We start from the raw sequence: 23,781 nt of genomic DNA, 5'->3' as shown, positions 1-23,781 counted from the left end.
AATTGCACTGCCCCCTCCGCTAAGGTCGAGCTAGCCATTGACTTGGAGGAGAGCGAGCATGAAGGCCATCGGTTCTGCTGCGATTCTGTCCGCGACTATCGGCTTATCCCTGCCCGCCGCGGCCCCCGCTCAGGTCTACCAGAACGGGACCGCGACGGCGACTTTCAATGTTTCCCTGACGGTGCAGGCAAACTGCACGATTGCGGCCGATCCGCTGGTCTTTCCCTCTACCGGCCTCTTGAGCGCCGCGGTGAATCAGGAAACTACAGTCAGGGTCACCTGCACCAACACCACGCCCTACAACGTAGGCCTGGACGCCGGCACGGCGGCGGGCTCGACGATCGCGAATCGCCTGCTCGTGGGCACCGCGCCAGGCAACACCACCACCAGCGTGGGTTATCAGCTCTACCAGAATGCAGGCCGCACGACGATCTGGGGCAACACGCAAGGCACGGACACGGTGGGCGGCACCGGCACGGGCGCGGCCCAGACGCTGACCGTCTACGGCAGGGTGCCGCCCCAGGCCGCCCCCAAGCCGGATACGTACCAGTCGACGGTCACGGCCACCGTCTACTTCTGACCGCGGATCGACATGACGACGCTTGGGATCGTACGCCAGGCGGCGGGGGCCTGTTTGTTCGGCATGGCGCTGCAAGCGCATGCCGCCAGCCTGCAGATCTCGCCGGTAATCCTGAACCTGGACGGCGCGGAACGCGCCGCCAGCATGACCTTGCGCAACGAAGGCGCCGAACCGATCTATGGCCAGGTCCGCGTGTACGCATGGAGCCAGACCACGACCGAAGACGTGCTGCAGGAGACCTCGGACCTGGTGGCCAGCCCCCCGATGATCCAGATCGCGCCGGGCGGCACGCAAGTCGTGCGCCTCTTGCAGCCCGAGGCCGCCAAGCGGCCCGGCGAAGCGTCGTACCGCCTGATCATCGACGAAATCGCGCCACCCGATCCTTTGCGCGCAACGGGCGTGCAAGTGCGGCTGCGCTATTCGGTGCCTGTGTTCGTGGGCGCGGCCCCGCAAACTCCCGCGCAGCGGCACCTGACCTGGACCCTGGTGCGCAACGGTCCCGACTGGGCCCTGCGCGTCGACAACAGCGGCACGCACCGCGCGCAGCTCAGCGACGTGGCACTGATCTTCAACGGCCAGCGCCGCAGCCTGCGGGATGGCCTGCTCGGCTACGTCCTGGGCGGCAGCGCGCGCCAGTGGCCCCTGCCCTTCCAGCCCGCCATGCACGGGGCGGTCACGGTCAACGCGCGGGTGAACAGCGTTCCCGTCCAGGCCGACGTGCAAGCCGATACAGGGAAGTGAAACATTGCACGCGCGCCATGCAGCTGACTCTGATGCTCGCCGCCGCAGCGGTTCATGGCGGCGTGCGTGCACAGGCCGCGCCTGAGACGGCCGTGGGACTGGCGGCCATCGACGTCTATCTGAACGTCAGCATCGGCGGCCAGCCCAGCCATCGGATCGCGCGATTCGAAGACGAGCATGGCCGCCTGTCGGCTCGCGGCGCGGACTTGCGCAGCCTGGGAATCGATACCCATGCATTGGGAATAGCAGACGATGCACGGATTCCCCTGGAAGAGATCCCCGGCCTGAAGTACCGCTACGACGCGGCCGCGCAAGACGTCGATCTCGACCTGCCGGACCGGTACCGCATCGCGAACCGTATCGATGCGCGGGGCTTGAATCCCGTCGCAGCGGCCACGGCGGATCGCGGCCTGCTCATCAATTACGATCTTTATGCACGCACCGACCGCGACAATCCGCTGGCGATCTGGAGCGAACAACGCTATTTCGACCAATATGGGGTCTTCAGCAATACAGGCACGGCTTACCTGTATCGCGACCTGCGGCGCTATGTCCGCTTCGACTCCAGCTGGACCCACTCCGACCCCGCCACATTGACGGCCACCCAGGTGGGCGACACGATTTCCGGATCGCTGGCCTGGTCGCGCTCCATACGCATGGGCGGCCTGCAATGGCGGCGCAATTTCTCATTGCGGCCCGACCTGGTCACGTTCCCCATGCCGGACTTCGCCGGCAGCGCCGTGGTGCCGTCCTCCGTCGATGTCTATATCAACAACATCCGCCGCTATTCGGGTGACGTCCCCAGCGGCCCCTTCGTGGTCGACAACGTCGCGGGCATCACGGGTTTCGGGCAGGCAAACGTCATCACGCGCGACGCCCTGGGCCGGCCCGTATCGCAGTCGGTGCCCATCTACATCGATACGCGGCTGCTGGCGCAAGGCATGTCCAGCTATTCGGTCGAAGCGGGCTTTCTGCGCCGCGCGTATGGCTGGCGCTCGTTCGACTACAAGGACGATCCCGCCCTCAGCGGCACCTGGCAATACGGCGTCTCGAACGCACTGACCGTTGAAGCGCATGGCGAAGCCAGCGCCGGCCTGTACAACGCGGGGGCCGGCATGCTGGCCAAGCTGGGCATGGCGGGCGTCGTCAACGCGTCGCTGGCCGGCAGCCTGGGCAGGAACAGCGGCCTGCAGGTGGGCCTGGGCTATCAGTACGTGGACGAGCGCTACTCCATCGACATACAGAGCCTGCGCGCGATTTCCGACTACGCCGATCTGGCGGCCAACGACGGCATCCCCGTATCGCGCGCCAGCGACAGGGCGACGCTGGCCGTGCCCCTGGGCGGCGGGCAGACCGTATCGCTGAGCTATATCGGCCAACGCTATCCGGGCGTCGACGCCGCCCACATCGGTTCAGTGGCCTACACCACGCGGCTGGGCAACCGCGCCACGTTGAGCGTGAGCGCCTACCAGGACTTCAACGACAGCGACAGCCGCGGCGCGTTCCTCAGCCTGGGCATCACCCTGGGCGAAACCTCGTTCAATGCCATGGCCGGACGCCAGGACGGCGGCTCATACACCAACGCCAGCGCAATCCGCAGCCCCGATTACGGCGGCGGATTCGGCTGGGGCGTGCAGGCCGGCACCTACGAGGCGGGCCGCTACGAGCAAGGCTGGGGCCGCTACCTGGGACGCTACGGCGAGATCACGCTGGGCGCGCAGCGCTACGACGGACGCACCACGGGAGAGCTCGACGTGAATGGCGCCTTCGTGTTCATGGATGGCGCGGCGCAAGCGTCCCGGCGCATCGACGACGGCTTCGCGCTGGTCTCCACCGGCGAACCCGGCCTGCCCATCCTGCATCAGAACCGGGTCATCGGCCATACGGGCTCGAACGGCCGCCTGGTGGTGCCGGACCTGAACAGCTACCAGACCAACACGCTGGAACTCGACGGCATGGACCTGCCACCCAACGCGCAGGTGTCGGCCTATGCGCTCGACGTCGTGCCCCAGTCCCGATCCGGCGTGCTGGCGGAGTTCGGCATCACCCACGAGGCCGCGGCCACCGTCGATCTCGTGGACGGCAACGGCAAGCCGCTGCCGGTGGGCGCGCGGGTCGTGCACAGGGAGAGCGGGTCCGAGGGCGTGGTGGGCTACGGCAGCCAGACCTTCGTGCGCAACCTGGGCAAGCGCAATCATCTGGACGTCCAAGGTCCGGATCTTGCCTGCACGGCGCGGTTCGACTTCCAGGCCCCCGCCGACGGCAGCCTGCCGCGCCTGGGGCCGGTGGCATGCGTGGAGGCCCGGCCATGAAAACACTGATGGCCGCATTGCTGCTGGCGGCCCTGTGGCTGGGCGAGAACGGCGCGCATGCGCAAACTTGCACCGTGTCCATGACACCCATCACGTTTCCGAACTTCAATCCGGTGCTCGGCGCATCGGTAACGCAGACCGGCACGCTGACGGCGACCTGCACCTGGGGCCTGCTTACCCCGGGATATGCCCGCGTGTGCGTGAATCTGGGCATCGGCGGCGGATCGACCGTGCAAGACCCGCGGCAGATGGCCAATGGCGTCAATCGCCTGCAATACCGGCTATCGCCGAACTCCTCCATGAGCCCGCTGTGGGGCTCGGCCGCCAACGGATCCACGCCCGTCATCATCGACCTCACCCAGCCCCTGCTAGGCAGCCAGGCCACCGTCAACCAGCCCATTACCGGGCAGATCCTGTCAGGCCAATACACGGTACCCACAGCCAACAACGCCACGACCGCGTACTCGGAAACTTTCACCGGCGTGGCAACCTTCGACTACGGATTCTCCATCCTGGTCCGGCCCGCCTGCTCGTCGCTGACCACTCGCGGCAGCTATAACTTCACGGTACGCGCCAACGTGACCAACAACTGCACCATTTCCGCCTCCCCGTTGAACTTCGGGTCGATGGCTGACTTTCGCTCGGCGCGCCTGGCGAATACGACGCTGGCGGTGCGCTGCACGAACAACGACGCCTACCGGATACGCCTGAATGGCGGCCAGAACGGCACCGTAAGCCAGCGCTACCTGCGAGACGCCACCGGCACGCGGCTGGTAAGGTATGACCTGCACACGTCGGCGGACCGCACGATCCCCTGGGGCGACGGCACCGCGGGCACCGCCTTCGTCACCGGCACGGGAACCGGCAACATCCAGCAGGTGCAAGTCTATGGACGGGTGCCCGCGCAGACGGCGCCACCCCCCGGGCAATACAGCGACGTGGTGACCGCGACCATCGAATTCTGAGGGTCAGAACACCACTGTCCAGTATTGGTCGCCCCCCGCGCGCTGCGCATGCCAGGGAGTTCCCTGGGAACATCGCACCGCGGGACGAGCCGGTCCCTGGCTGACCGTGCAGAGACTGGGAACCGTGAAGCGCACGAGCATCGGCGCAAGCGGCGCGGACTTTGCCTGCTGGGCCGCCAGCCCGATGCTGCCTGCAAGCAAGAGTCCCAACGCAGGGAGGACAAATTTGGAGGTCATGAAAAAGCTCCAGACCAGAGTTGAGCCATCTGCACTAACGGCGACGCGCCGGATTTCTTAAGCGCGGCACGACTTCGCCCCCAATTTTTTGCCCAGATCGCACAGGAGATTCACTAGTGGTTAGATCCGCAACGACAGCATCGGTTCATTTCCCGCCTGCCGTCCTGGCAGCCCCATTGCGGCGGCGCCGACGGCCCAGGCCCTGGCTGGCGGCCCTGCTGCTGGCGACAATGCTGTGTTGCCTTGCCCTTTCCTGGCAAGCCCAGGCCGCGGGGCTGCTACAGCCGCAAGCCGCGGCGGCGTCTTCCTCGGCGCTGACTCCGGCGGCCCTGGCGGACTTGCTGGAGAATCCCGAAGCGCGCAAGGCGCTGGTGGATGAGTTGCGCGCGCAGGCCACCGGCGCAAAGCCTGCCGCTTCCCGTCCCGCAGGCGCGGCCCCTGCGTCCGCGCAGCCCGCCGAACCCGGGTTGCAGGAACGCATGGCCGACAACGTCCAGCGCTTCCTGACCGGCCTTGCGACCGACATGGGGCAGGGCGTGGAAGACATGCGCGCACTGGCCTCGGGCAGCAGCCTGCGCATGGACGGCGACGCCGCGGGCCATGCCCTGAAGCCTCTCGCCCTGGCCGCGGCCGCCACCATCCTCGCCTTCATCCTGCTGCGGATGATCGCCATGTACGTCTACGGACGCATCGACCGCTGGGTCGCCGAACAGCGCCACGCTCCCGAAGCGCCGCCCAAACGCGGCGCGCCTGCCTCCATGCGGGTGCTGTACCGGCGCGCCGGAGCCATCGTGGGCGCGCTGGCCATCGATGCCGGCGTGGTGGTGCTTGCCGCCATGGCAGGCGGCGCCGCAGCCCTGTGGAGCACGCCTGGCCGCGGCACGCTGGACACGCTGGCCGCGGTATTCCTGCGCGCCTTCGTCTCGGTGGAAATCGTCAAGGTGCTGGTCCGCACGGTGTTCGCCGTCAAGCATCCGCACCTGCGCCTCTTGCCCATGACGGATGACAACGCCAGGTACTGGAATGCGTGGCTGCTGCGCATCGCCACCGCGGCCGGCTACGGCACGCTGCTGATCGATCCCGTGGTCTCGGCCTCGCTGTCGCCCGCGCTGGGGCGGCTGGCCAACCTGCTGATCATGCTGGCCGTGTACGTGTATGCGGTGCGCGTCATCTGGCGCAACCGCCAGACCGTGCGCGGGCACCTCGACCGGCGCGCTGCCAGCGCGACGACGTTCATGGGCTCGCGGCTGCACATTCTGGCGCGCGTGTGGCATGTGCTGGGCATAGGGTACTTCACCATCCTGCTGGTCGTCAGCCAGGTAGACCCGACCAACGCCCTGCCCTTCATGGCCCGCGCCACCGCGCAGACCCTGCTGGTCATCGGCGTGGGCAGCCTGCTGATCCTGCTGCTGAACACCGTGCTGGCCAAGCCCATCAGGCTGCCGGACGACCTGCGCAAGCGCCTGCCGCTGCTGGAGGCGCGCGTCAACGCCTATGTGCCCGCCACCTTGAAGCTGGTCGGCCTGATCATTCGCATCGTGCTGGTGCTGCTGGTCCTGGACGCGTGGCGCGCTTTCGACCTGTCCCGCTGGCTGGCCTCGGATGCCGGCGGCGCCGCCATCCGGATGACGGTGAACATCGTCATCGTGCTGCTGATCGCGGCGCTGGCCTGGACCGTGATCGCCAGCATCATCGAGCATCGCCTCAGCCAGAGCGAAGGTCGCGGCATGCCCAGCGCGCGCGAGCGCACCCTGCTGGCGCTGTTCCGCAACGCGGCGCTGATCGTCATCGTGACGATGACGTTGATGGTGCTGCTGTCGCAGATCGGCATCGACGTCGGACCGCTGATCGCCGGCGCCGGCGTGGTCGGCCTGGCCATCGGTTTCGGCGCGCAGAAGCTGGTCCAGGACATCATCACGGGCGTCTTCATCCAGCTTGAAAACGGCATGAACGAGAACGACGTGGTGCAGGTCGCGGGCGTATTCGGCACGGTGGAGAAGATGACGATACGCTCGGTGGGCATCCGCACGCTGGACGGGGGCTACCATCTGGTGCCGTTCTCGTCCGTGGACGTCGTCGCCAACCACATGCGGGACTTCTCGTACCACCTGGGCGAATACACCATCGCGCATCGCGAGAGCGTGGACGACGCCATCGTGCATCTGCGCGCGGCCTTCGCCGAGCTGATGACCGACACGGTGCTTGGGCCCGAGATCCTGGAAGACATCACGGTCGCCGGGGTCACCGCGGTCAACGAGAAGGGCGTGACCATCCGGATCCTGATCAAGACCACGCCGGGCATGCAGTGGGCCGTGCAGCGCGGCTACAACCGCCTGCTGAAGAAGCACTTCGACGCCGCCGGCATCGAACTGCCCTACCCGCACACCGTGGTGTACTTCGGCCAGGACAAGCGGGGCTATGCGCCGCCGGCGAATGTCTTCGTGCAAGCCGAGCGGCCCGACGAAGGCGAGGACGCCCGCGCCGCCGGCCACACCCGGCGCCCGCTGGAACCCGCGCCGCGTGGCGAGGACTCGGCCGAGGTGCTGGGCAACGAGCTGGAGGCGCGCGAGGAAGGCGAAGCGCCGCGCACGTAGCCATACGCCAAGAGCATCCATGGGCCCGGCCAGGCAAGGAGCGTCCGCCCCTTGTCGCGGGCGCGCTTACGCATTGACCGCGACGTCATATTTTGATAATTTCTTAACAAATTATGTCATCGCCGAATTGCCCTGCGCAGGGTGCTCCGCGGCGCTCCGGAGCCAGCACCGCCCCCGCCGGCAGCTGGCCACCCTACCCGGAGATTCCCATGACGGCTGTGCTGATGGTCGACGACCACGCAATGTTTCGCGAGGGTCTGCAACTGACCATTGCACGGCTGGCGCCCTCCCTTGAAATCTGCCTGGCATCGAACGGCAACGAGGCCATCTCGATGCTTGCAGCCCGTGCGGATATCAGTTGCGTGATCATGGATTACTACCTGCCGGACATCGGCGGCAGCGCGCTGCTCAAGCGCCTGCGCCAATTGCGCCCCGGCATACGCATCCTGGTGATGTCCGCCTCCGAAGACCAGAACGACCGCGACCGCGCGCTGATGGCAGGCGCGCGCGGCTTCCTGCACAAGTCCGCAAGCAGCCAGATGCTGCTCGCAGCGCTGGAGGAAGTGCAATCGCCGCAAGGAACAGGCGCGCAGCCGCCCACCGCCGCGGCCATACCGTGCGCGGCCATGACCGATGAAATTGCCTTGCTCAGCGAATTGACTCCCAGGCAAAGCGACGTGCTGCGCCTGATATGCGCCGGCATAGGCAACCGCGAGATTGCGCTGCAACTGGACGTGGCCGAGAAAACGGTCAAAACTCACATCACCGCCATCCTGTCTGCGCTCGGCGTGCAAAACCGCACGCAGGCCACACTATTGGCGCGCCGGGGCGGCTTGCTGGGCAAACCCAAGTAACCGTTCCGCTATTCGTTCAACAGCGACAGGTACCGCGCCATTCCCCCCTCTTCCTGCGCGACTTCCTGCATCAGGTCCGCCAATGACATGCCGCCCCAGGCCACTGCCTTTCGCAACAGGTAGGGCGTGGGGCTGTGCGGTTCGATCGCCGCCAGGTAATCGGCGATGCGCGATAGCTGGCGGTAGGCTTGCGCGCGATTGGTCAGCGGACCCAACGACGCCACGACACCGGCGTCCACAGGATCATGAATGGCCGCGGCCTCCTGATCCGCATGCGCCCGGCCGGGCATTGTCAGCGCCGGCGCTTTCCTGGCATCGCCGGCGATGGTTTCGCCCTTTCCCCCTGACCGGATGCTGTGTTCGGCCAGCAGGCCGCCGGCCACGCGCGCCAGCCGGGCCAATACATCGGGAGTACGCCGCAGCCCCGGCGCGTCGCGCCCCAGCCGTTCGTCCAATCTGCGTTCCAGCCCTTCCCATGCGGCTGCGGCCGCGTCGACGAACCTCACCATGGACTGAAGTCCCGCACGGTTGGCCGGTAGCGCCGCATACGGCATCAAGGCATCCCGGCTGAGCGCAGGCTCGGCAGGTTCAGATTCAGATTCCGCATCCGTTTCGATGCCGGAAATCGCACGGGACGTATTGCAGGCGCGCTCCCAATCGTAGAGATTGATCTCGGGCGGCTCCCTGTCTTCGGCGCGCAGCAACGGCAGATGCAGCGTGCAGGCCAGCGACAGGGTGGTGTCCAGCCAGATGAACGGCGCACAACGCGCGTCGGCCGCGTCTTCGTCTTCCATCCGCGGCCAGGCGGTTTCCCAATAACGCTGCAGCAGGCCGTCCAGCACACGAATCCCCGCCGCCAGGCCTTCCAGGCCATGCAAGCGCGTCCAGGCTTCGCATAACCATGCCGCCACCTGCAGGTCCTTGCCCTGCGTTGCCAGAGCCTCCTGGCACAACGCGGCAACCAGCGGCCAATCCGCTTTTTGCAACGGACGGTCCCAGTCGCCCATCGGCAGACTGGCGTCGTCATGCCGGCGCGCATCCTGGATCTGCTGGTACACGGGTGCATAGCGCAGCGCGGCACCCGCGCCGCCTTCCAGCGGCAACGGCGCCAGCAGGGCTTCCAGTACCGCCCCCTCCAGCGGCATTGCTTCGTGCTTGCTCATTGCGCGCTCCATTCCGGCGCGCGCGCCGGAAAACTGTTCGGCCATTGCAGCGGCGTCTTCCTGCCTGCCGGCATCAGGGCGATGCGCAGGAACACCCGCCCCTCTTCCAGGTCCGGCACCCGCGCCATTCCAGCCGCGTTGGCCATTCCCAATGGAAAATCGAAGCGCAGCAGCGGGCCTGCTCCGCGTGGCCCGGCGTCGGCGGCCTGGTGGCGCTGCATCATGGAGATCAAGGCCCAAGGATCGCTGAATTGCCACGTCAGGATTCGCCCGTCGGTCGTCAGGGCGGGCTGCCGCGGGTCCGCCATCGCGATCAGCGGCGAATCCTTGGCGAACCGCAGCGTCAGCGTGACCGGCGTGCCGTAATTCCAGTGCAGGGTCCTGGACGCGTCGCCCAGAGCCAGGCTCTGCCCCCCTATGTTCAGCGTCCAGTCGATCAATTGGTTGGCGGCCAATTCATCGCTGCGGTTGGCCCGGAACTCCACATTCAGGTCATAGCCGGCCACCCCGGCATCCTCGGACGGGTACAAGGGCGCGAACAGGGCGCGGACCTGCGCGAAATTGTCGATGAACCTCATGACCGATCCGGATGGAGTCGCGCCCCTGGCTTCGCCGTCCGCATCCCGGTATGTTCCGGCCACTCCGTCATAACGCTTCAAGGTCTGGCCAAGTTGCCCGTAATCCGCCGACGCCAGCCCCGCGGAGCCTTGTGCGGCAATGGCTCCCACGCTGGCATACCGCGCAACCGCACCCACCGCACCCGGATTGAACGGCGCGCGGCCCGCCACCAGCACGTTGAAGGTCGCGGAGAAATCCTCCCACTGCTGGCGCAGGTCGGACACATACCGTTGATTGCAACGTCCCTGCAGCGCGCTGTACAGACGTGCATACACCGCGCCGAAGTAATCGTCGCCGCCGGCCGGCGGCGGACCCGCGGGGCGCGCCCTGCAGCCGCCCGAAGCCGGGTCCGCCACTGCCTGCACGAACTGTTCCAGGCGCAGCAAGCTGCTGTTTGGATTGCGCAACCGATACCGCTCCAGATCCTGATTGATGGCGCGCCACCGTTGAGCCAGCGGCGAGGCCGCGCTGATGGGATCCAGCGCCGCCAGGTACACCCCGGCCTCGGCGCCCAAGGTCAGGGCGCGCGCCGACTGATGGTCCAGATAGGGTCCGAGGCCGGCGGCGTCAGCGACGCCGAACATCGCCAGCACGGAAGTGCGCACGGCCGGCGCGGCGGCTTCCGCATCGAACCGGGTCGCGTACAGCTCCGAACGCTGCAGGCGCCGATCCACCTGGCGCAAATGCTCCATCGCGTCGCGGGACACCAGGGCATCCAGCGTGTCCGACTGCCGCGTCGCGCCCAACTCGGCCAACAAGGCGCGGATCCGCAGCAAGCGATTGCGCGCCGCCGTGAAAGCAGCGCTGTCTTCTCCCGCATCGGCCTGCGCCGGCGTGGCCGCTGCCATGGTCTGGTCGAACACCAGCCTGCCGAACTGCACGTCCAGCGTCCGTTCCACCACCGGTGACAAGGTGGGCGGCACGCTCTTCATCCCGTCCGCGAGAAAGCGCTTGCGCACCTCGCCCAACGCCAGGGCCTGATCCAGCTGCACGCGGTTCCAGACGATGACCGCGCCGCCGTCCAGAACGGGCGGCTGCAGGTCGCGTGGCGGGGCCATGAAAGGCTGCGCCAGCAGACCCGCGAACGCGTCGCGCAACGCCAACCGGGAAGGAGACAACACATAGCGCGCCTCCTTGTCCTGCCACAGCAGGCCGCTGTCCGGCCCGTCCAGACGCAGTGCTCTTTCGCTCTTGAATCCCTCGAAGTCCGCGCGGTCGCGCTCGCGCGCCGCCGCTGCGGCCTCCGGCCCCAGCAGACGGTTCTGGGCAGCGCGAGCCATCGCGCGGTCATAGGCGGCGCCTGGCGTGAACGCGGCCTGACGCATCCATCCTCCCTTGCCGGCCGCCAGCAGATCCTGTTGAGCGGTGATCGCGGTAACCAGCCTGCGATAGCTGCCGCTCACCTGCGCCGCGTCTTCCGCGTTCATGGCGGCGTCCGTGATCTGGCGCGTGGACTGCGCCACGGCGCGCTCCGTGAGCAGCAGCGGATTATTCGCAAACAGGCGCCGGTTCAGCTGCGCCGACGCCTTCTCGAACGCGCAGCCGAATGCCTGCTGCAAGCTGGCCAAGCCCTGCTCTGCCGTCGGCGTCATGCCGTAGAGCACGTTTCGATCGTGGCCGCGGCTGAAATACGGAAGCACGTTACCCAGATCGCCTTGCAGATCGGCGCCTAGCGCGTAGCGGACCACCTGCCGCAGCGCGTCGGCGTTGCCGCCGCCCGGCTGGCGCAGATGCTGAAAAGCCCGCAGCGCCGCATCGAACTGGTCGGCGCCCGCCACGTACCGTTGCAATGCTCGCAGTTCGGGCTGTTCATCGATGCTCAGACTGCCGGCGCTGCTTTCATCGCCCTCCAGACTGGCGGACGGAGCGCATATGCCGTCCGACGCCAGCAAGCCGCTCACCGGGTCCAGTCCTACCCCCGTCAGCTGCGACGCGCGCGCGGCCAGCTCACGCTGGATAGCCGTCACGGCAATTTCGCCGAACTCTCGGGCAAAGCGTGCACGCACGCGGGGAGTCAGATCGTCGATGCGCGACCAGGATCCCGGCATGAAGACGGTCCACCCGGAATCCACCTGCAGCCCCTGATCCAGCGTCAGCAAGGCCAGGGCGCGCCGCCGGTACCATTCCGCCGGCAGCTCCTGGCCCTGTTGCAACGCCACGGCGCGCTCGCGCGCATCGCGCCGGGTATCTTCCAGCGCTGCGACCAGAGGCGCGTTGTGCCGTCCCAGTTCTACCGTGGCGATGATCAATCCCCCGCCCCACACCCCGAGCAAGGCGATGCCGCCCCAACGTACCGCCCGGTGCAGCACGGGCCGGGTCAGATGTTGCGAGCGCGAAGGCCGGGTCAGTCCGTACTCCTGGAAGATCTTGCGTTCGAAAAGGTCCCGCAGGAAGGCCGGTTGGCGCAACAGGTCCGCCAGCGCCGGATTCGCGGCCTCACGGCCGTCGCCCAGGTACGGTTCGGCGTCACCGGCATCCACTCGCGGCCCCGACTCGGCTTGCCGCCCGATCGTGCGCGCCGCCAGCTCTCCGCTGTCTCCGGTCAGATAAATGCCGCGAAAGAAAAAAGGCTCGTGATAAGCGCTGGGCCGCAACAGCTCGTCCACGTATAGCTGCAGCTGCGCCTGCATAGCCTGGATGCGCGCCGGCAGCAGCAGGAAGCCGCGCGCGTCCGCGACGCCCGCGTCGACCGCGAACAGTTCCGCGCTGGCGTCCGACACGGCGCCAGTGATGGAGCGCATCGCCGTCTCCACCCAATCCGATTGATATGTGGTGGACAGGTCGTAGGGGGAAGACCAGCCCAGCATGCTGGCCCGCAGCGGTTCCGGCAAAGCTCCCGCGAACTCGCTGAAGCCCTCCAGGGCTTCGCAGTCCGTCACCACCACATAAACGGCAAACCGCATGGCGAACCGGTTCTGCGCCAACCACAGCCGCCGATGCGCCAGCTTGGCCCGCCGGGCAAGTTCCAGCTGGGAGTCCGTGTCGGCGGTCAGCAGCATGCCAGCAGGCACCGTGATCACCACCGAGTCAAAGGGCCGCTGCGGACGATAATTCCGGCACAAACCCAGGAATTCGTCCCAGGGCTTTTCGTTGCTGTCCTGCCCCGGCGCGTCCAGATAGGCCGCCTTGATATCGATGACAATGCCGCGGTCGAAGAAATTCCATGAAATCCCCTGCGTCGACGTCGGCCCCGCGGCTTCCGAGCCCAGCACGCTGGGTACGCCCGCCTGGGCTATCGGCAGTCCGCCGCTGCCGTCGCCCTCGTTGAGCACCATGATCCACGGTATGCGGTAGCGTTCGCCGCGCGCGGCGATGTTGGCCTCGATCAGCTCGACCGCCTGGCGGAAGGCATTGCGCAAGGAATCGGAGCGCAGCCGCACGACCTTGCGGTCCTGCTCGGGTTTCTTATGGGCGCCATGCCTGGCGAAGTACAGGACTATGCCCAGCACGGCAAACACAACCAGGGTCAGCACGACGACCGACAACAGGAACAGATTGCTCGTCAGCATGGCAAGGCTCCCTGGATCACGTCACGGATGATCTGCATGGCGTCAGTCCCGGGCAACATCGGCGTGCAGCGCCTGACGCACCGGCCATGACTGCCATAGCCAGGCGATCTCCGACACGGCCAGCAGCGACGCCATGCCCAGCAGAAAGATGAAGGTCCATCGGCTGACCGTCGGCAGCTTGCGCGGCGCGACGTGCGACAGGATGTTGGAGTACGCCGCCGGCGCCAGGACCCGGTCCCGGCCTCCCAGGTCCGCCCGCCGCTGATAGACGAATTCGTACAATTCCTCGCGATAGCCGCGCAGCCGTTGCGCCGCATCCGCACCGCGATAGCGGCCCTGAAACCCCACCGCCAGCGCAAACAGGTACAGGCGGGCGATGCTGCGGCGCGATGGCTCGCGCCCCGACAACAATTGCTCGATGCGCTGGAAAACCAGATCGCCCGCCACGTTGGTGCGAAACAAGTTGGATTCGAGCAGATAGGCGGTCCAGCGGTCACGGCCCGCCCACTCGGCATTCAACAGGATCTCATCGGCCAGGACCGCCTTCAGGTAGCGCGCGTCGGCCAGGTTCTCGGCGTCGAACCGGGTGCTGTCACGGCGTGCCTGCAATGTCTGGATCTCAAGCAGGCTCAGCATGTGCCGGCTGAGCTCCTGCGCCGCAGCCTCGGCCGATGGCGCCTCGCCTGCCGACACCCGCATCCGCACTCTCTCCAGTTCGTCCAGAAACCCGCGGAACTGGCTGGTCACCAGGTCGTCTTCGTCCCCATCGGGCCGATTGCGTGTCAGATTCGCCATGATCTCCCTTCCCTCAGCCCTTCACGAACAACAGCATTTCCTGGGGCCGCTGCGCACTTTCGCCCTCGTTGGAATTGGCGATCAGCAATGGCTCATCGCCCTGCACCAGGCCCGAGGCGGCCTGGATCTCGAACAACAGGTATCCCGAGCCCGAACGCAGGCCCAGTTCTTCGGCGTACTCGACATTGCGCCGTACAGCCCCCAGCACGCGACGGCTGCGCAACGATGGATAGACAGGCTGGGACCCGATGACCGCCCCTGCCATCCACGCCAGCAGGTCGCGGTCCGATTGGCCCCGCACGCCGATCACGAGCCGCTCCCCTATCCATTCCGGGCGCAGCTTCAGTGCGAAGGCGCCGTGGTCGAAGTCGAACTTGTACTGGCGGAAATCCTCGTTGATCTCGGAGCTTGCTTCCCGCAGAAAGCGCAGCATGGGCGTAAAGACGGAAAGCGGATCCGCATGGTCGTAGTCGGGTGGCGGCGGCGATATCGCGCCAGGCTTGAGCAGGCATAGCGATCCCGCCAGGGACGCCAGCGCCAGATACAAGGTCCAGGGGTGCAGATGCGGCGTGCGCAGGACGGCCTCGGCCATGGGCAAGCCTGCGAGCAGGCTGCGCAGCCTGTCCCTGAGCTCCAATTGGGTCAGCCGGTCATCCACCCGGGACGATGGATTGGCCGTCTGCCGGGCGATGAAGGCAGCCTTGCCGCGCAACTGGCCCAGCAACGCCGAGGCCGCGACCCAGAGCGGGTTGTCGTGTTGCACTTCCAGCAGCGGCGGCAGGCGTTCGCCAACCCTGACGACCTCATTGTCCTTGTAGAGCGATCCCAGGCGCAGCGCCACGAACTGCGCGGCAGGCACGTCCCCGGCCGACAACGCCAGGTTGGGCAGCAGGCGCGAGATATCCGCCGCAGGGGCGTCGGACACCTGGTCCTCTACCGGCGCCCCGGCCACGGAACGGAATCGGCGGACTTGCCCTTCGCGTCGGGCCAGGGTCGCGACGGGCAAGGTCACGTAAAAGTCGATCGGACCGTCGGCCAATTGCGCCGCATGGGAATCCAGCGCCAGTTCCAGTCTTTCCGACGTGTCCGTTCGCGCGGCATAGGCAATGGCAGTGCCGTCCGGCATGATCGCTTCCAGCTCCAGAACCCGCACGATGCCGGCGGGCAACAGTCCGCTGTCCAGCACCAGCCGGCGCACGCCCCAGCTGAAGGGCGCCGCCGCCAGCGTCTGCCACGCCACCAGCGTGTCGACGCGCGAGGCCAGCAACTGGAAGTGCTGGGGCGCCAGCAGCATGCCTTCATGCCATTCCACGGCATCCGTCACCACAGTTTGAAGGCGGGTCATGCGGCGGCCCTCCTGGCATGCGCACCGGGCGCGCCGGGCAAGAATCGAAACCTATTCATCATTGGCCCGCCGTCACGGTAAATCCCTTGTTCTCCAGGCGGATCAGCAGCCGGCCGCTGAACGCGTCCACCCGCGCCCGATGAGCACCCGGCGCCGCATAGCGCGCAAACACGAATGCCCCCGCCACGCGCGGGCCTTCGAGTTTGTCTCCGGGTACGCTCAGATGCTGGCCCGGAACCACCTCCCAACCTTCATATCGCAATCCCTGCGGATAGGTGTTGAGCAGGTCGTCCTTCCCGGCGAACCACTTGGCTGCCGTCAGTTCGGCAAAGCGCGCCAAGAGGGTTTCGTCCCTGACCAGCACCAGATCGACCGCCACCGGACTATCGCCATTCGCGTCCGTGGCCGCGGATACCACCACCTGCTTCCACGCCGGCTTTTCGCCCTTGAAATAGTCCAACCCCAACGCGGAACATCCCGTCAGGGCCGCCATCAGCATCAATACCCCGCCTCGCGCAGCGCGCCATGCCCACCCCGTCGCTCTCATCACCTGGCTCCCAACCCGATACCCAACAATACGATCAGCAATCCCGCCAGCACCATGCAACTTCCCATCAGCATCAGCTGCATGCCGGAAAAGGCCAGTTGCAAAGGAGCGCGCCCCGCCGTCCCGTCGCGCCCGGCCGCCCGTTCGGACGAAAGGCCGTCCGACACCCAGGCCACGACCACGCACACGCATAGCAGGCTGAGCACCGTCCGCAATCCGTCGCACAACAGGTCAATGGCCACGAACAACACGCCTGCAGCTTCCACCGGTAGCTCGAGCAGCCCCAGCGTCAAGCCCGCGAACGCCACGTTCGCCGCTCCGCCATGACCTGCCGACACGAAGGCCGCCGCCATCGACCCGGCCGCCACCAGCACAAGCTCCGCGCCGCCCAAAGGCCTGCCGTAAAGATTCGCGACGAATAGCGTCACCAGCGCGAAATACAGCGCCGCCCCGCCCCTCAGGAATACCGCACCGAAGGGCAAGGCAAGCTCAGCCACGCCGCGGCTGAATCCCAGGCGCGCGCTCATGACTTCGATGGCGTGCGGAACTGGCGCTGTCGCGCTGCCGGAGGCCAGCCCGACCAACAGCGGTCCTTTCATCTCCGCCAACACGGACAGGAACGGCAGGCCTGCACGGGCCGATATGACGGCCATCGCCGCGATCGACAGCACGATCGCCGACAACATGAAGCACAACAGGAAGCCGCCCATGGCGCCCAGCGTGGCCGCCTGCGCGTTCGACGTCAGATACGCGCTGGCGCCAAACGCCAGGACCGGAATCAGCAGATTTGCCCGGTCGATGATGATCCCCAACGCCCGGTACGAGCTTTCAAAGATTCCATCGAGCAACGCGGTACGCTCGCGCGACAACGAAGCGAAGGCCAACCCGAACAGCAGCGTCGCCACGAGAATTCCCAGCGTGTTCCCCTGCGCCAGCACGCGAAAGAAGTTGTCGGGCAGCAGCCCACGCATCACGCTCTCCCGCCGCGATGCGCCATCGCCCATTGCCGCGCCGGCATCCGGCGATTCCATCAGGCTGACGCTGTTCTCGGACAGCGCATTGCCCTCGCTCCAGACCAGCTCGCCCAACTGGGCATGTTCCTGCGGGCTCAGGTGCTTGCCCGGCATGACGGCCGCGCCCAGCAGGGTGCCGCTCACGGCGCACGCGCCCACCAGCGCCACCGCCAGGGCCGCGGTCAGCGCAATCCGCCTGCCCGGGCGCGGCATATCCAGCACCTGGCGCAAACCGAAGAAGATCGCCACCACCAGCAAGGGCATGGCGGCCATGTTCACCACCACCAGGTAAAGCTTGCCGACCAGGTAGGCGGCGTGCCCCAACGGCTGCGCCATGACGCCCGCCAACGCCCCGGTCGCCATGCAGAAGGCCAGCAATACGGTGCTGCCGGAGAGGCGGTTCAAGGCGCTCATGTGGACACGTTCCAACCGCGCGTCAACGCATAGCGGACGGTTGCCGCCGCCAGCTCCTGCGTGCTGTCGATCAGCGGCATGGGCGCGTGCGCGATCGCCCGCGCAGCCAGCGGAATCTCGGTGCACCCCATCACTGCCGCCGTCGCCCCGCCGGCTTCGAGCTGCCGCAACGCCAGTTCCAGCTGGCTCGCAGCCGCCGTCAGGTCTCCCGCCTTGACCTGCGCGATGCAGGCGGTGATCCGCGCCTGCTCCACGGCGCCCGGCACCAGGAAATCTATACCTCGTTCGCGCAGGCTCGCCTGGTAGAAGCCCGACACCAGCGTGCCGCGCGTGGCCAGCACCGCGACCTTGCCGCCTTGCGGCACGGCGTCGGCGCAAACCTCGCCGATATGCAGCATGGGCGCCGCGCTGCGCCGCTGCATTTGCTGGTACCAGTGGTGTGCCGAGTTGCACGGCACCACCAGCAATCCGACGCCGCTGCGATTGAGCAGGTCCACGCCCGCGTACAACGCCGGCAACGGATCCAGGCCATCCCCCAGGATCGCGGAAGAACGGTCTGGCGTATGCGGCAGGTTCGCCACCACCATGGGCAGATGATCCTGGTCGCGCGCGCCCTGTGTCAGGCGAACAATGCGTCCCATGAAGTCCACCGTCGCCAACGGCCCCATGCCCCCAAGCACTCCGATCATCGTCATCGCGGCCTCCTATACCCGCAGCGGCCGCGGGCAAATGACCGACACCGCCGCCGAGTTGCCGATCACCAGGATCAGGGTGCGCAACATGTCGCATAGCGGATCGATGGCCAGGAAGAGAATGAAGGCGGCCTCGAACGGCAACCCCAGATAGGCGCAGGTGATCCCGATGAGCGACACGGTCACCAAGCCCGTCATGCCGGCCGACGCAAAGCCGGCCAGCACCGACACCAGCAACACCGTGGCCACCTCGCCCACGCCCAGCGGGCGTCCATACAGCTGCGCAATGAACAGCGTGGCGCATACGTAATAGACCATCGGCCCGACCCGCAGCAACGACACGGCCAGAGGCACAAGCAGTTCCACCCGAGCCCGGGCGAATCCGAGCTTGTCGGCCAGGCTTTCGATCATGCTCGGCATGCAGGCCGCGCTGTTGCGCGTCGCCAGCGCCAGCGCGAACGGCGCGCGCAGGGCTTCCAGCGTCACGGACAGCGGCTGGTTCGAACGCTTCCAGATGACCACCACCGCCAGCGACAACAGCAGCACGGCCACCGCAAAAAAGGCCAGAACGAACTGTGTCATCGCCTGCAGCGGCTCGATGCCAGACTTGGCCATCTGCGAGGCGCTCATGCAGAACAGGATCAGAGGCAAGGGCAGGCTGAGCCAGTGCATCAGCTTCTGGCAAGCGCAATACACGGTCTCGAGCACCTGGCTCAAGCCTACCGAAATGCGCTCAGGCACATAGCCCACCGCGATCCCGAACAGCAACGCGAACACCAGCGACTTCAAGGCGTCGCCGCTGGCCAGCGCGGCGAAGATATTGGTCGGCACCAGGCTGCCGAGCAGGTCGGCCAGGGTCAACGTCTTGGCGGGCACATCGGCGCCGTACAGATTCATCACAGTGACGCTGGAGGCGGAATCGCTGCCGACGATGAGGCCGAATGCCTGCAATGTCGCGCTGGACAGGTCGGCGCCGGGGTTCAGGATGAGCAGCACGGCCGCCCCGACCAAGGCCACCAGCGCGGCGGTGCCGGCGAAGACCGCCAGCACGCGCAGAAAAAGACGCGATGCGCCGCCGTCGCGAAACAGGCGCTGCAGGCTGAATATCACCGCCGAGATCATGAACGGCAAGGTCGTCATCTTCAGGAAATCGACGTACACCTCGCCGATCAGCGACAGGCTGCGGGAAAATGCCGGCAGGTAAAGCCCGGCAAGGCCGCCCAGCACCAGGCTCCCCAGCACCAGCCAGGGATTGAGGACGATCGCGTAGAGTCGTTTCAGAGTCATGATGGTCCAGCTTGCGCCTGCCTCAGTGATTGGTGGCCTGCAAGACCACGTTGACGTCGAACCGCTCGCTGCGGTCCGCCAGGTACAGGTTGATAAAGCCCAGCAGCGCCTGATCCGACGCATTGACGGCCATGCCGAGCGTGTCCTCCAGATCCTGCAGCGTCACGACCCGCAACCGCAGCGAAGCCGTGGGATCGATCTTCAGCACGCGCTTGACCTCGAATTCGTCACGGTAGGCGGCGGTGACCTCTCCGCTGTCCAGCGCGGCCAGCACGGCCTGCCAGGTGGGGTATTGCCGCACATCGGCCTGCGGAAAGTTGGCCGTCACGTAATCCGCATAAGAGGATTTGGCCACCACGCCGATCGTGCCGGTATAGGCGCGTATCACCTCCGGCACCGAGCGGCCCCGCGCCAGTTGCGCGAACTTGACGCGGTTGAGCAGCAGGGCGCGCTTGAGCGACAGGTATGGCGCGCTGAAGCTGACGACCCGCGCCCGCGATAGCGTGCGCGACAGCTTGCTGATGGCAAGGTCCGCCTGGCCTTCGGCCAGCAGGGTCACCACGCCGTCGAAGGTCTGGGCCTGGCGGTTGAAGCGCACCCGCACTCCCAGCTTCTGCGCGATCTCCCGCGCGAAATCCACGTCAAAGCCACTCAGCTTTCCATTCCGTTCTTCGAAGAACGGCGGCTGGTCCACGCCCAGCAATGCGACCACCAGTTCCCCCCGGTTGATGATCCGGGCAAACTCAGGCGCCAGCAGGGCGCCGTTGTCCATCCGCACCACGCCGGTCTGCGCCTGAGCGGCCGCGCCCCAGGACATGGTCGATGCCGCGCAGAAGAACGTCGCCAGCACGGCGAGACGAACGGACCGGAACAGGGTTTTCAATAGGTGCAACATGCAAGGCTCCGGCCTGTCAGTAGCCAAAAGGAAGAAGCGGGGAACTCAGTCATGGCGGTCCGCCTTGGGCGCCGCGGCCTCTACCATGGCGGGCGCGGCGGCGGCGATACCCGGCGGCGCGGCTGGCGGTTCCGACAGGCGGGCTCCGATCTGGAAGCCCAGCAGGAACAGCAGCACGCAGAGCAGGACGGCGCAGGCCAGCGTGACGGTCAACATGCGGGGAGTCAGGGAGAATACGTAAGACATGCGTTCACATCCTCAGGGAACCAAAGTCGTGACCTGCGCGGGCGCCGTGATCCGAATCAGTCCGCCCCAGGTGCAGAGCAGCATCGACGCGTCCTGCAAGGCGGGCTTGCCGCCGATCAGCACGGTGGGTGAACCGGGCAGCCAGGGGCCGGGCGTAGCGGGCATGCAGGGCATGGGCGTCAAGGCGCCCAAGGCCGCGGCGGTGGCCGCGGCAACCGCCGGATTGCCCAGGCAACTGCACATGCCGAAAGGCGCCACATTGGCGACTGGCGCATGGTCCATGATGGTGGCAGCTGGCAATGCCCCCGCCAGCACGCCCGCAGGCATTACATTCAGCACGGACGGCGCCGCGCCAAAGCTGCACATCAGGGCCGAACCCGTGGTCACTTGCAGGGCCATGGCTATCCTCTGATCCACTTTTCCAGGCGCGCGCCGAAAGTGGGAGATGACGGTTCGGAGTCTGCCGGCTCCAAGCGGCGCCAAGGCTGCTCCGGCGCACCATTCACGTAACGGCGCTCGGCCAGCGCAGCGCCATCAGGCGCGTAACGGCGGGCGATGCCGTGCAATACCCCCGCGCGGTACGGAGACGCTGCCAACAGCGTGCCGTCCGCAGCGTAGTCACGCGTTTCGCCATCCAGGAGGCCCAGGCGATAGCTTTCGCGGCGGACCACGACACCATCTTGCAGGTATTCGGCCATGCCATCGAGCCTGCCCATCAGGTAGGTCTGCCGCAACGTCTCCAGGCCCGACTGCGCATATGCCACGCAAGGTCCGTGCAATAGCCCGAGCTCATACTGCTGGCGCGACGCCAGCTTGCCATCGCGATAGGACAGCGCTTCGCCATGCAACCTGCCCTCGGCGTAAGACGCTACACGCAGCAACGCGCCAAATTCGTCGTGTATCCGCAGCGAGCCGGACAGGCGGCCCTGCCGGAACTCCGCCTGCAGCAACACTTCTCCGTCAGCGCCATATCGCGTCATCGGGCCTTGCGCCACGCCGGCCTGCCAGGAACTGCGCGCCGAGAGGCGGCCGGCCTCGTCCAGCTCTTCCATGATCTGGATCTCGGGCAAGGAGGTATCGGAGCTATGCATGGCGCGCCTCAGTTGATCTTGACCAGGCCGCCCTTGAGCGCCAGCAGGCCGCCGCCATCGACGGTCTGCGTCGCCGTCGCCTTGTGTTCGATCGTCAGCGCCTTGTTGCTCAGCGTCGTTGCGGCTTGCGCGGTCAGCGTCGACGCGCTTTTGATGCTGATGGAGCCTGTGACGTCGATGACAAGATTGCCGCTGACTTTCAGCGTGTAATTGCCGGCCACGTCCTGGGTAAATGCCGCCCCGTTGGCGTGCGTTTCCTCGCCATGGACCTCGACGCTGCGCGCACCCTGCACCACATGCGATTCCTTACCCTTCTGTACCTCGATGCGGCGGTCTCCCCGCTTGACGATGCGGCTTTCATTACCGCCAACCTCCGTCTCAAGCGCGTCTTCGATGACGACCCGCATGTCCTTCTGCGCATGCAAGTACAGTTCTTCCGCATCGAGTTTGTCCTCCATGCGGATCTCATTGCCCGCCACGCCCCGCTTGGACGAGCGCGACCGCATGACGCTCTGCGTTTGCTCCGCCGGCAGCTGCACGGGCAAGGTCTGCTGCTTGTTGTAGACCGTACCCGTCACCAGCGGCCGGTCGGGGTCGCCGTCGACGTAACTCACCACCACCTCCTGGCCGACTCGGGGCAGGAACCAATGCCCCCACCCCTGCCCCGCCACACTCTGCGATACCCGTACCCAGCAGGAGCTGTCCTGGTCGCGCGCGGGGCCGTCATCCCAATGGAACTTCAGCTTCACCCGCCCATGCGCGTCGGTCCATATCTCTTCACCCGCCAGCCCCACCACCTGGGCGGTATGCGTCCCGGTGACCATGGGCCGGGGCGTCACAGGCCTGGGACGGAACGGCACGGCCTCCGGCAGCACGTCAAAGCGGTTCCGGTATCCCTCCTGGGTCGCGTCGTGCGTGACGGCCCGCAGAACGTAGGACACATTCAGAGCGCTGTCCGGGTGACCGGCCAGTTCAAAGCGGGAACCGGCCGACAGGCCATGGCATCCGCTGACGCCGCTGCCCACCTGCCCGTCGGCCTGTTGCGCGGCCAGCCTGATGGCGGCCTTGCGGTCGCCGTCCGCGGCGTCGGCGTACTTGCCGGGATAGACATAGTGCCGGGCGTCGGGCAACAGCGCCGGCTTGCGCGATGCGGCAAGGGAAGTGCTCGCCGTGAGATAGTCATAGTCCGCCAGCACATGCCCCGGCGCCACGATGCCGTGCGCCATCTCGAACGCATGCACGCGGTCCGGGTCCGCCCCATCGTCCTTGTCCAGCGCGCACTGCAGGCGGGCGGCATGCGCATTCACGGAATGCGCGGCGGGGCTGTCGGCCAGCACCAGCGTATGCCTGCCATCGGCGCCGTCGAAGAAATAGAAGATTCCCTCTTCTTCCATCAGGCGGGAAATAAAGTCGAATGGGCTTTCGTCGTACTGCACGCAATAGGGACGCCGCGGATAGGCGCCCGCTCCCAGCCGGGTCTCGAATGCCACCTCGTAGCGTCCCAGCGTTTCCTTGACGATGTCCAACGCGGTCTTGTTCTGGTGTATGGCACGGTCCCGCCCCAGCGTCAGCAGCCACAGGCGCGGCTGCAGTTCTGCCAGGTAGTAGGCATGCCCGCGGTCCGCGCCTAGGTGCACGAAGCGCGTGACGATTCCGTTGAAGTGCCGAGGCCGCTGACGCGGGCGCTGCAATGTCACCGTGACGGCCTTGCCGACGATCGCTCTCGCATCCAGCGCCTTGTTGGCCGACCTCATCCTGAGATCGAACCGGAACAGCTCCGACATCGCCTCGCGCCCGCTGAAGGATTCCAGCAACAGGACGTCCTTGCCGAACGGCGTGGATACCGAGGCAAACCAGTGGGCTTGGGTCTGATCGGCGGCCAT

Annotated in this window: 20 protein-coding genes; 6 read left to right on the top strand and 14 right to left on the bottom strand. The window is 66.7% G+C overall.

All coding sequences use genetic code 11. The annotated features are described in order from the left end of the window. Positions 1 to 58: 58 nt before the first annotated feature. Genes IB268_RS05620 through IB268_RS05605 form a run of 4 tightly spaced genes read left to right on the top strand, consistent with a single transcriptional unit; the run spans position 59 to position 4,598 of the window. Positions 59 to 580: a spore coat U domain-containing protein gene (locus tag IB268_RS05620; protein WP_054451863.1), complete on the top strand. Its 522-nt coding sequence runs from the start codon at positions 59 to 61 to the stop codon at positions 578 to 580. Between the two features lie 12 nt (positions 581 to 592). Then, complete coding sequence (locus tag IB268_RS05615; protein ID WP_054451864.1) at positions 593 to 1,321, top strand: molecular chaperone; 729 nt, start codon at positions 593 to 595, stop codon at positions 1,319 to 1,321. A 32-nt stretch (positions 1,322 to 1,353) separates the two neighbouring features. Beyond that, a complete protein-coding gene (locus IB268_RS05610; RefSeq protein WP_192354079.1) occupies positions 1,354 to 3,633 on the top strand; it encodes a fimbria/pilus outer membrane usher protein in 2,280 nt (759 codons plus the stop codon). Then, positions 3,630 to 4,598 carry a spore coat U domain-containing protein gene (locus IB268_RS05605; RefSeq protein ID WP_192353940.1) on the top strand — a complete coding sequence of 323 codons (969 nt, stop codon included), beginning with the start codon at positions 3,630 to 3,632 and terminating at the stop codon, positions 4,596 to 4,598. Before IB268_RS05610 ends, IB268_RS05605 begins: the two co-directional genes overlap by 4 nt. 3 nt (positions 4,599 to 4,601) lie before the next feature. Here the strand turns inward: IB268_RS05605 and IB268_RS05600 are convergent, their stop codons facing one another. Continuing rightward, positions 4,602 to 4,835 carry a hypothetical protein gene (locus IB268_RS05600; protein ID WP_054451866.1) on the bottom strand — a complete coding sequence of 78 codons (234 nt, stop codon included), beginning with the start codon at positions 4,833 to 4,835 and terminating at the stop codon, positions 4,602 to 4,604. A 230-nt stretch (positions 4,836 to 5,065) separates the two neighbouring features. Between IB268_RS05600 and IB268_RS05595 the strand changes: the two genes are divergently transcribed. Then, positions 5,066 to 7,429: a mechanosensitive ion channel domain-containing protein gene (locus tag IB268_RS05595; RefSeq protein ID WP_192352742.1), complete on the top strand. Its 2,364-nt coding sequence runs from the start codon at positions 5,066 to 5,068 to the stop codon at positions 7,427 to 7,429. A gap of 209 nt (positions 7,430 to 7,638) precedes the next feature. Then, positions 7,639 to 8,283 (top strand): response regulator transcription factor, encoded by a 645-nt coding sequence (locus IB268_RS05590; RefSeq protein ID WP_175180647.1) that lies wholly within the window; start codon positions 7,639 to 7,641, stop codon positions 8,281 to 8,283. Positions 8,284 to 8,291: 8 nt separating this feature from the next. Here the strand turns inward: IB268_RS05590 and tssA are convergent, their stop codons facing one another. The 13 genes from tssA to IB268_RS05525 are packed head-to-tail and all read right to left on the bottom strand — an operon-like array spanning position 8,292 to position 23,781. Further along, positions 8,292 to 9,446 (bottom strand): type VI secretion system protein TssA, encoded by a 1,155-nt coding sequence (tssA, locus tag IB268_RS05585; protein ID WP_225590379.1) that lies wholly within the window; start codon positions 9,444 to 9,446, stop codon positions 8,292 to 8,294. Then, positions 9,443 to 13,573, bottom strand: coding sequence for a type VI secretion system protein (locus IB268_RS05580; protein ID WP_119451872.1), 4,131 nt, complete (start codon positions 13,571 to 13,573; stop codon positions 9,443 to 9,445). The genes tssA and IB268_RS05580 overlap by 4 nt, the downstream gene beginning before the upstream one ends. A 42-nt stretch (positions 13,574 to 13,615) precedes the next feature. Next, positions 13,616 to 14,359, bottom strand: coding sequence for a DotU family type IV/VI secretion system protein (locus tag IB268_RS05575; RefSeq protein ID WP_054452301.1), 744 nt, complete (start codon positions 14,357 to 14,359; stop codon positions 13,616 to 13,618). A 22-nt stretch (positions 14,360 to 14,381) separates the two neighbouring features. Beyond that, positions 14,382 to 15,713, bottom strand: coding sequence for a type VI secretion system baseplate subunit TssK (gene tssK / locus IB268_RS05570; RefSeq protein ID WP_192353939.1), 1,332 nt, complete (start codon positions 15,711 to 15,713; stop codon positions 14,382 to 14,384). Positions 15,714 to 15,771: 58 nt separating this feature from the next. Continuing rightward, entirely contained in the window at positions 15,772 to 16,212 is a 441-nt protein-coding gene (locus IB268_RS05565; RefSeq protein WP_125472444.1) for a hypothetical protein, read from the bottom strand. A gap of 47 nt (positions 16,213 to 16,259) precedes the next feature. Continuing rightward, complete coding sequence (locus tag IB268_RS05560) at positions 16,260 to 17,687, bottom strand: dicarboxylate/amino acid:cation symporter (protein ID WP_054451873.1); 1,428 nt, start codon at positions 17,685 to 17,687, stop codon at positions 16,260 to 16,262. Continuing rightward, complete coding sequence (locus IB268_RS05555) at positions 17,684 to 18,382, bottom strand: aspartate/glutamate racemase family protein (RefSeq protein ID WP_192353938.1); 699 nt, start codon at positions 18,380 to 18,382, stop codon at positions 17,684 to 17,686. The genes IB268_RS05560 and IB268_RS05555 overlap by 4 nt, the downstream gene beginning before the upstream one ends. Positions 18,383 to 18,391: 9 nt before the next feature. Further along, on the bottom strand, positions 18,392 to 19,666 hold the full coding sequence (locus IB268_RS05550) for a dicarboxylate/amino acid:cation symporter (RefSeq protein ID WP_054451875.1): 1,275 nt from the start codon (positions 19,664 to 19,666) through the stop codon (positions 18,392 to 18,394). A 22-nt stretch (positions 19,667 to 19,688) separates the two neighbouring features. Continuing rightward, a complete protein-coding gene (locus IB268_RS05545) occupies positions 19,689 to 20,561 on the bottom strand; it encodes an ABC transporter substrate-binding protein (RefSeq protein WP_225591296.1) in 873 nt (290 codons plus the stop codon). Positions 20,562 to 20,606: 45 nt separating this feature from the next. Further along, a complete protein-coding gene (locus tag IB268_RS05540) occupies positions 20,607 to 20,807 on the bottom strand; it encodes a hypothetical protein (protein WP_125472446.1) in 201 nt (66 codons plus the stop codon). Positions 20,808 to 20,819: 12 nt separating this feature from the next. After that, a complete protein-coding gene (locus IB268_RS05535) occupies positions 20,820 to 21,206 on the bottom strand; it encodes a DUF4280 domain-containing protein (protein ID WP_054451876.1) in 387 nt (128 codons plus the stop codon). Between the two features lie 2 nt (positions 21,207 to 21,208). After that, positions 21,209 to 21,898: a toxin-antitoxin system YwqK family antitoxin gene (locus IB268_RS05530; protein WP_119451865.1), complete on the bottom strand. Its 690-nt coding sequence runs from the start codon at positions 21,896 to 21,898 to the stop codon at positions 21,209 to 21,211. A gap of 8 nt (positions 21,899 to 21,906) precedes the next feature. Beyond that, positions 21,907 to 23,781: a type VI secretion system Vgr family protein gene (locus IB268_RS05525; protein ID WP_192352747.1), complete on the bottom strand. Its 1,875-nt coding sequence runs from the start codon at positions 23,779 to 23,781 to the stop codon at positions 21,907 to 21,909.

It is taken from the genome of Achromobacter sp. ACM01 (assembly GCF_014851745.1).
Classification (GTDB): Bacteria; Pseudomonadota; Gammaproteobacteria; order Burkholderiales; family Burkholderiaceae_B; genus Achromobacter; species Achromobacter aegrifaciens.
This window is presented reverse-complemented; position numbering and strand designations above follow the sequence as displayed.

Excerpts from the sequence above, each read along its gene's own strand:
- IB268_RS05620 (WP_054451863.1), top strand. The coding sequence starts at position 59 with ATGAAGGCCATCGGTTCTGCTGCGATTCTGTCCGCGACTATCGGCTTA.
- IB268_RS05615 (WP_054451864.1), top strand. The coding sequence starts at position 593 with ATGACGACGCTTGGGATCGTACGCCAGGCGGCGGGGGCCTGTTTGTTC.
- IB268_RS05610 (WP_192354079.1), top strand. The coding sequence starts at position 1,354 with ATGCTCGCCGCCGCAGCGGTTCATGGCGGCGTGCGTGCACAGGCCGCG.
- IB268_RS05605 (WP_192353940.1), top strand. The coding sequence starts at position 3,630 with ATGAAAACACTGATGGCCGCATTGCTGCTGGCGGCCCTGTGGCTGGGC.
- IB268_RS05600 (WP_054451866.1), bottom strand. The coding sequence starts at position 4,835 with ATGACCTCCAAATTTGTCCTCCCTGCGTTGGGACTCTTGCTTGCAGGC.
- IB268_RS05595 (WP_192352742.1), top strand. The coding sequence starts at position 5,066 with ATGCTGTGTTGCCTTGCCCTTTCCTGGCAAGCCCAGGCCGCGGGGCTG.
- IB268_RS05590 (WP_175180647.1), top strand. The coding sequence starts at position 7,639 with ATGACGGCTGTGCTGATGGTCGACGACCACGCAATGTTTCGCGAGGGT.
- tssA (WP_225590379.1), bottom strand. The coding sequence starts at position 9,446 with ATGAGCAAGCACGAAGCAATGCCGCTGGAGGGGGCGGTACTGGAAGCC.
- IB268_RS05580 (WP_119451872.1), bottom strand. The coding sequence starts at position 13,573 with ATGCTGACGAGCAATCTGTTCCTGTTGTCGGTCGTCGTGCTGACCCTG.
- tssK (WP_192353939.1), bottom strand. The coding sequence starts at position 15,713 with ATGACCCGCCTTCAAACTGTGGTGACGGATGCCGTGGAATGGCATGAA.
- IB268_RS05565 (WP_125472444.1), bottom strand. The coding sequence starts at position 16,212 with ATGCTGATGGCGGCCCTGACGGGATGTTCCGCGTTGGGGTTGGACTAT.
- IB268_RS05560 (WP_054451873.1), bottom strand. The coding sequence starts at position 17,687 with ATGAGCGCCTTGAACCGCCTCTCCGGCAGCACCGTATTGCTGGCCTTC.
- IB268_RS05555 (WP_192353938.1), bottom strand. The coding sequence starts at position 18,382 with ATGACGATGATCGGAGTGCTTGGGGGCATGGGGCCGTTGGCGACGGTG.
- IB268_RS05550 (WP_054451875.1), bottom strand. The coding sequence starts at position 19,666 with ATGACTCTGAAACGACTCTACGCGATCGTCCTCAATCCCTGGCTGGTG.
- IB268_RS05545 (WP_225591296.1), bottom strand. The coding sequence starts at position 20,561 with ATGTTGCACCTATTGAAAACCCTGTTCCGGTCCGTTCGTCTCGCCGTG.
- IB268_RS05540 (WP_125472446.1), bottom strand. The coding sequence starts at position 20,807 with ATGTCTTACGTATTCTCCCTGACTCCCCGCATGTTGACCGTCACGCTG.
- IB268_RS05535 (WP_054451876.1), bottom strand. The coding sequence starts at position 21,206 with ATGGCCCTGCAAGTGACCACGGGTTCGGCCCTGATGTGCAGCTTTGGC.
- IB268_RS05530 (WP_119451865.1), bottom strand. The coding sequence starts at position 21,898 with ATGCATAGCTCCGATACCTCCTTGCCCGAGATCCAGATCATGGAAGAG.
- IB268_RS05525 (WP_192352747.1), bottom strand. The coding sequence starts at position 23,781 with ATGGCCGCCGATCAGACCCAAGCCCACTGGTTTGCCTCGGTATCCACG.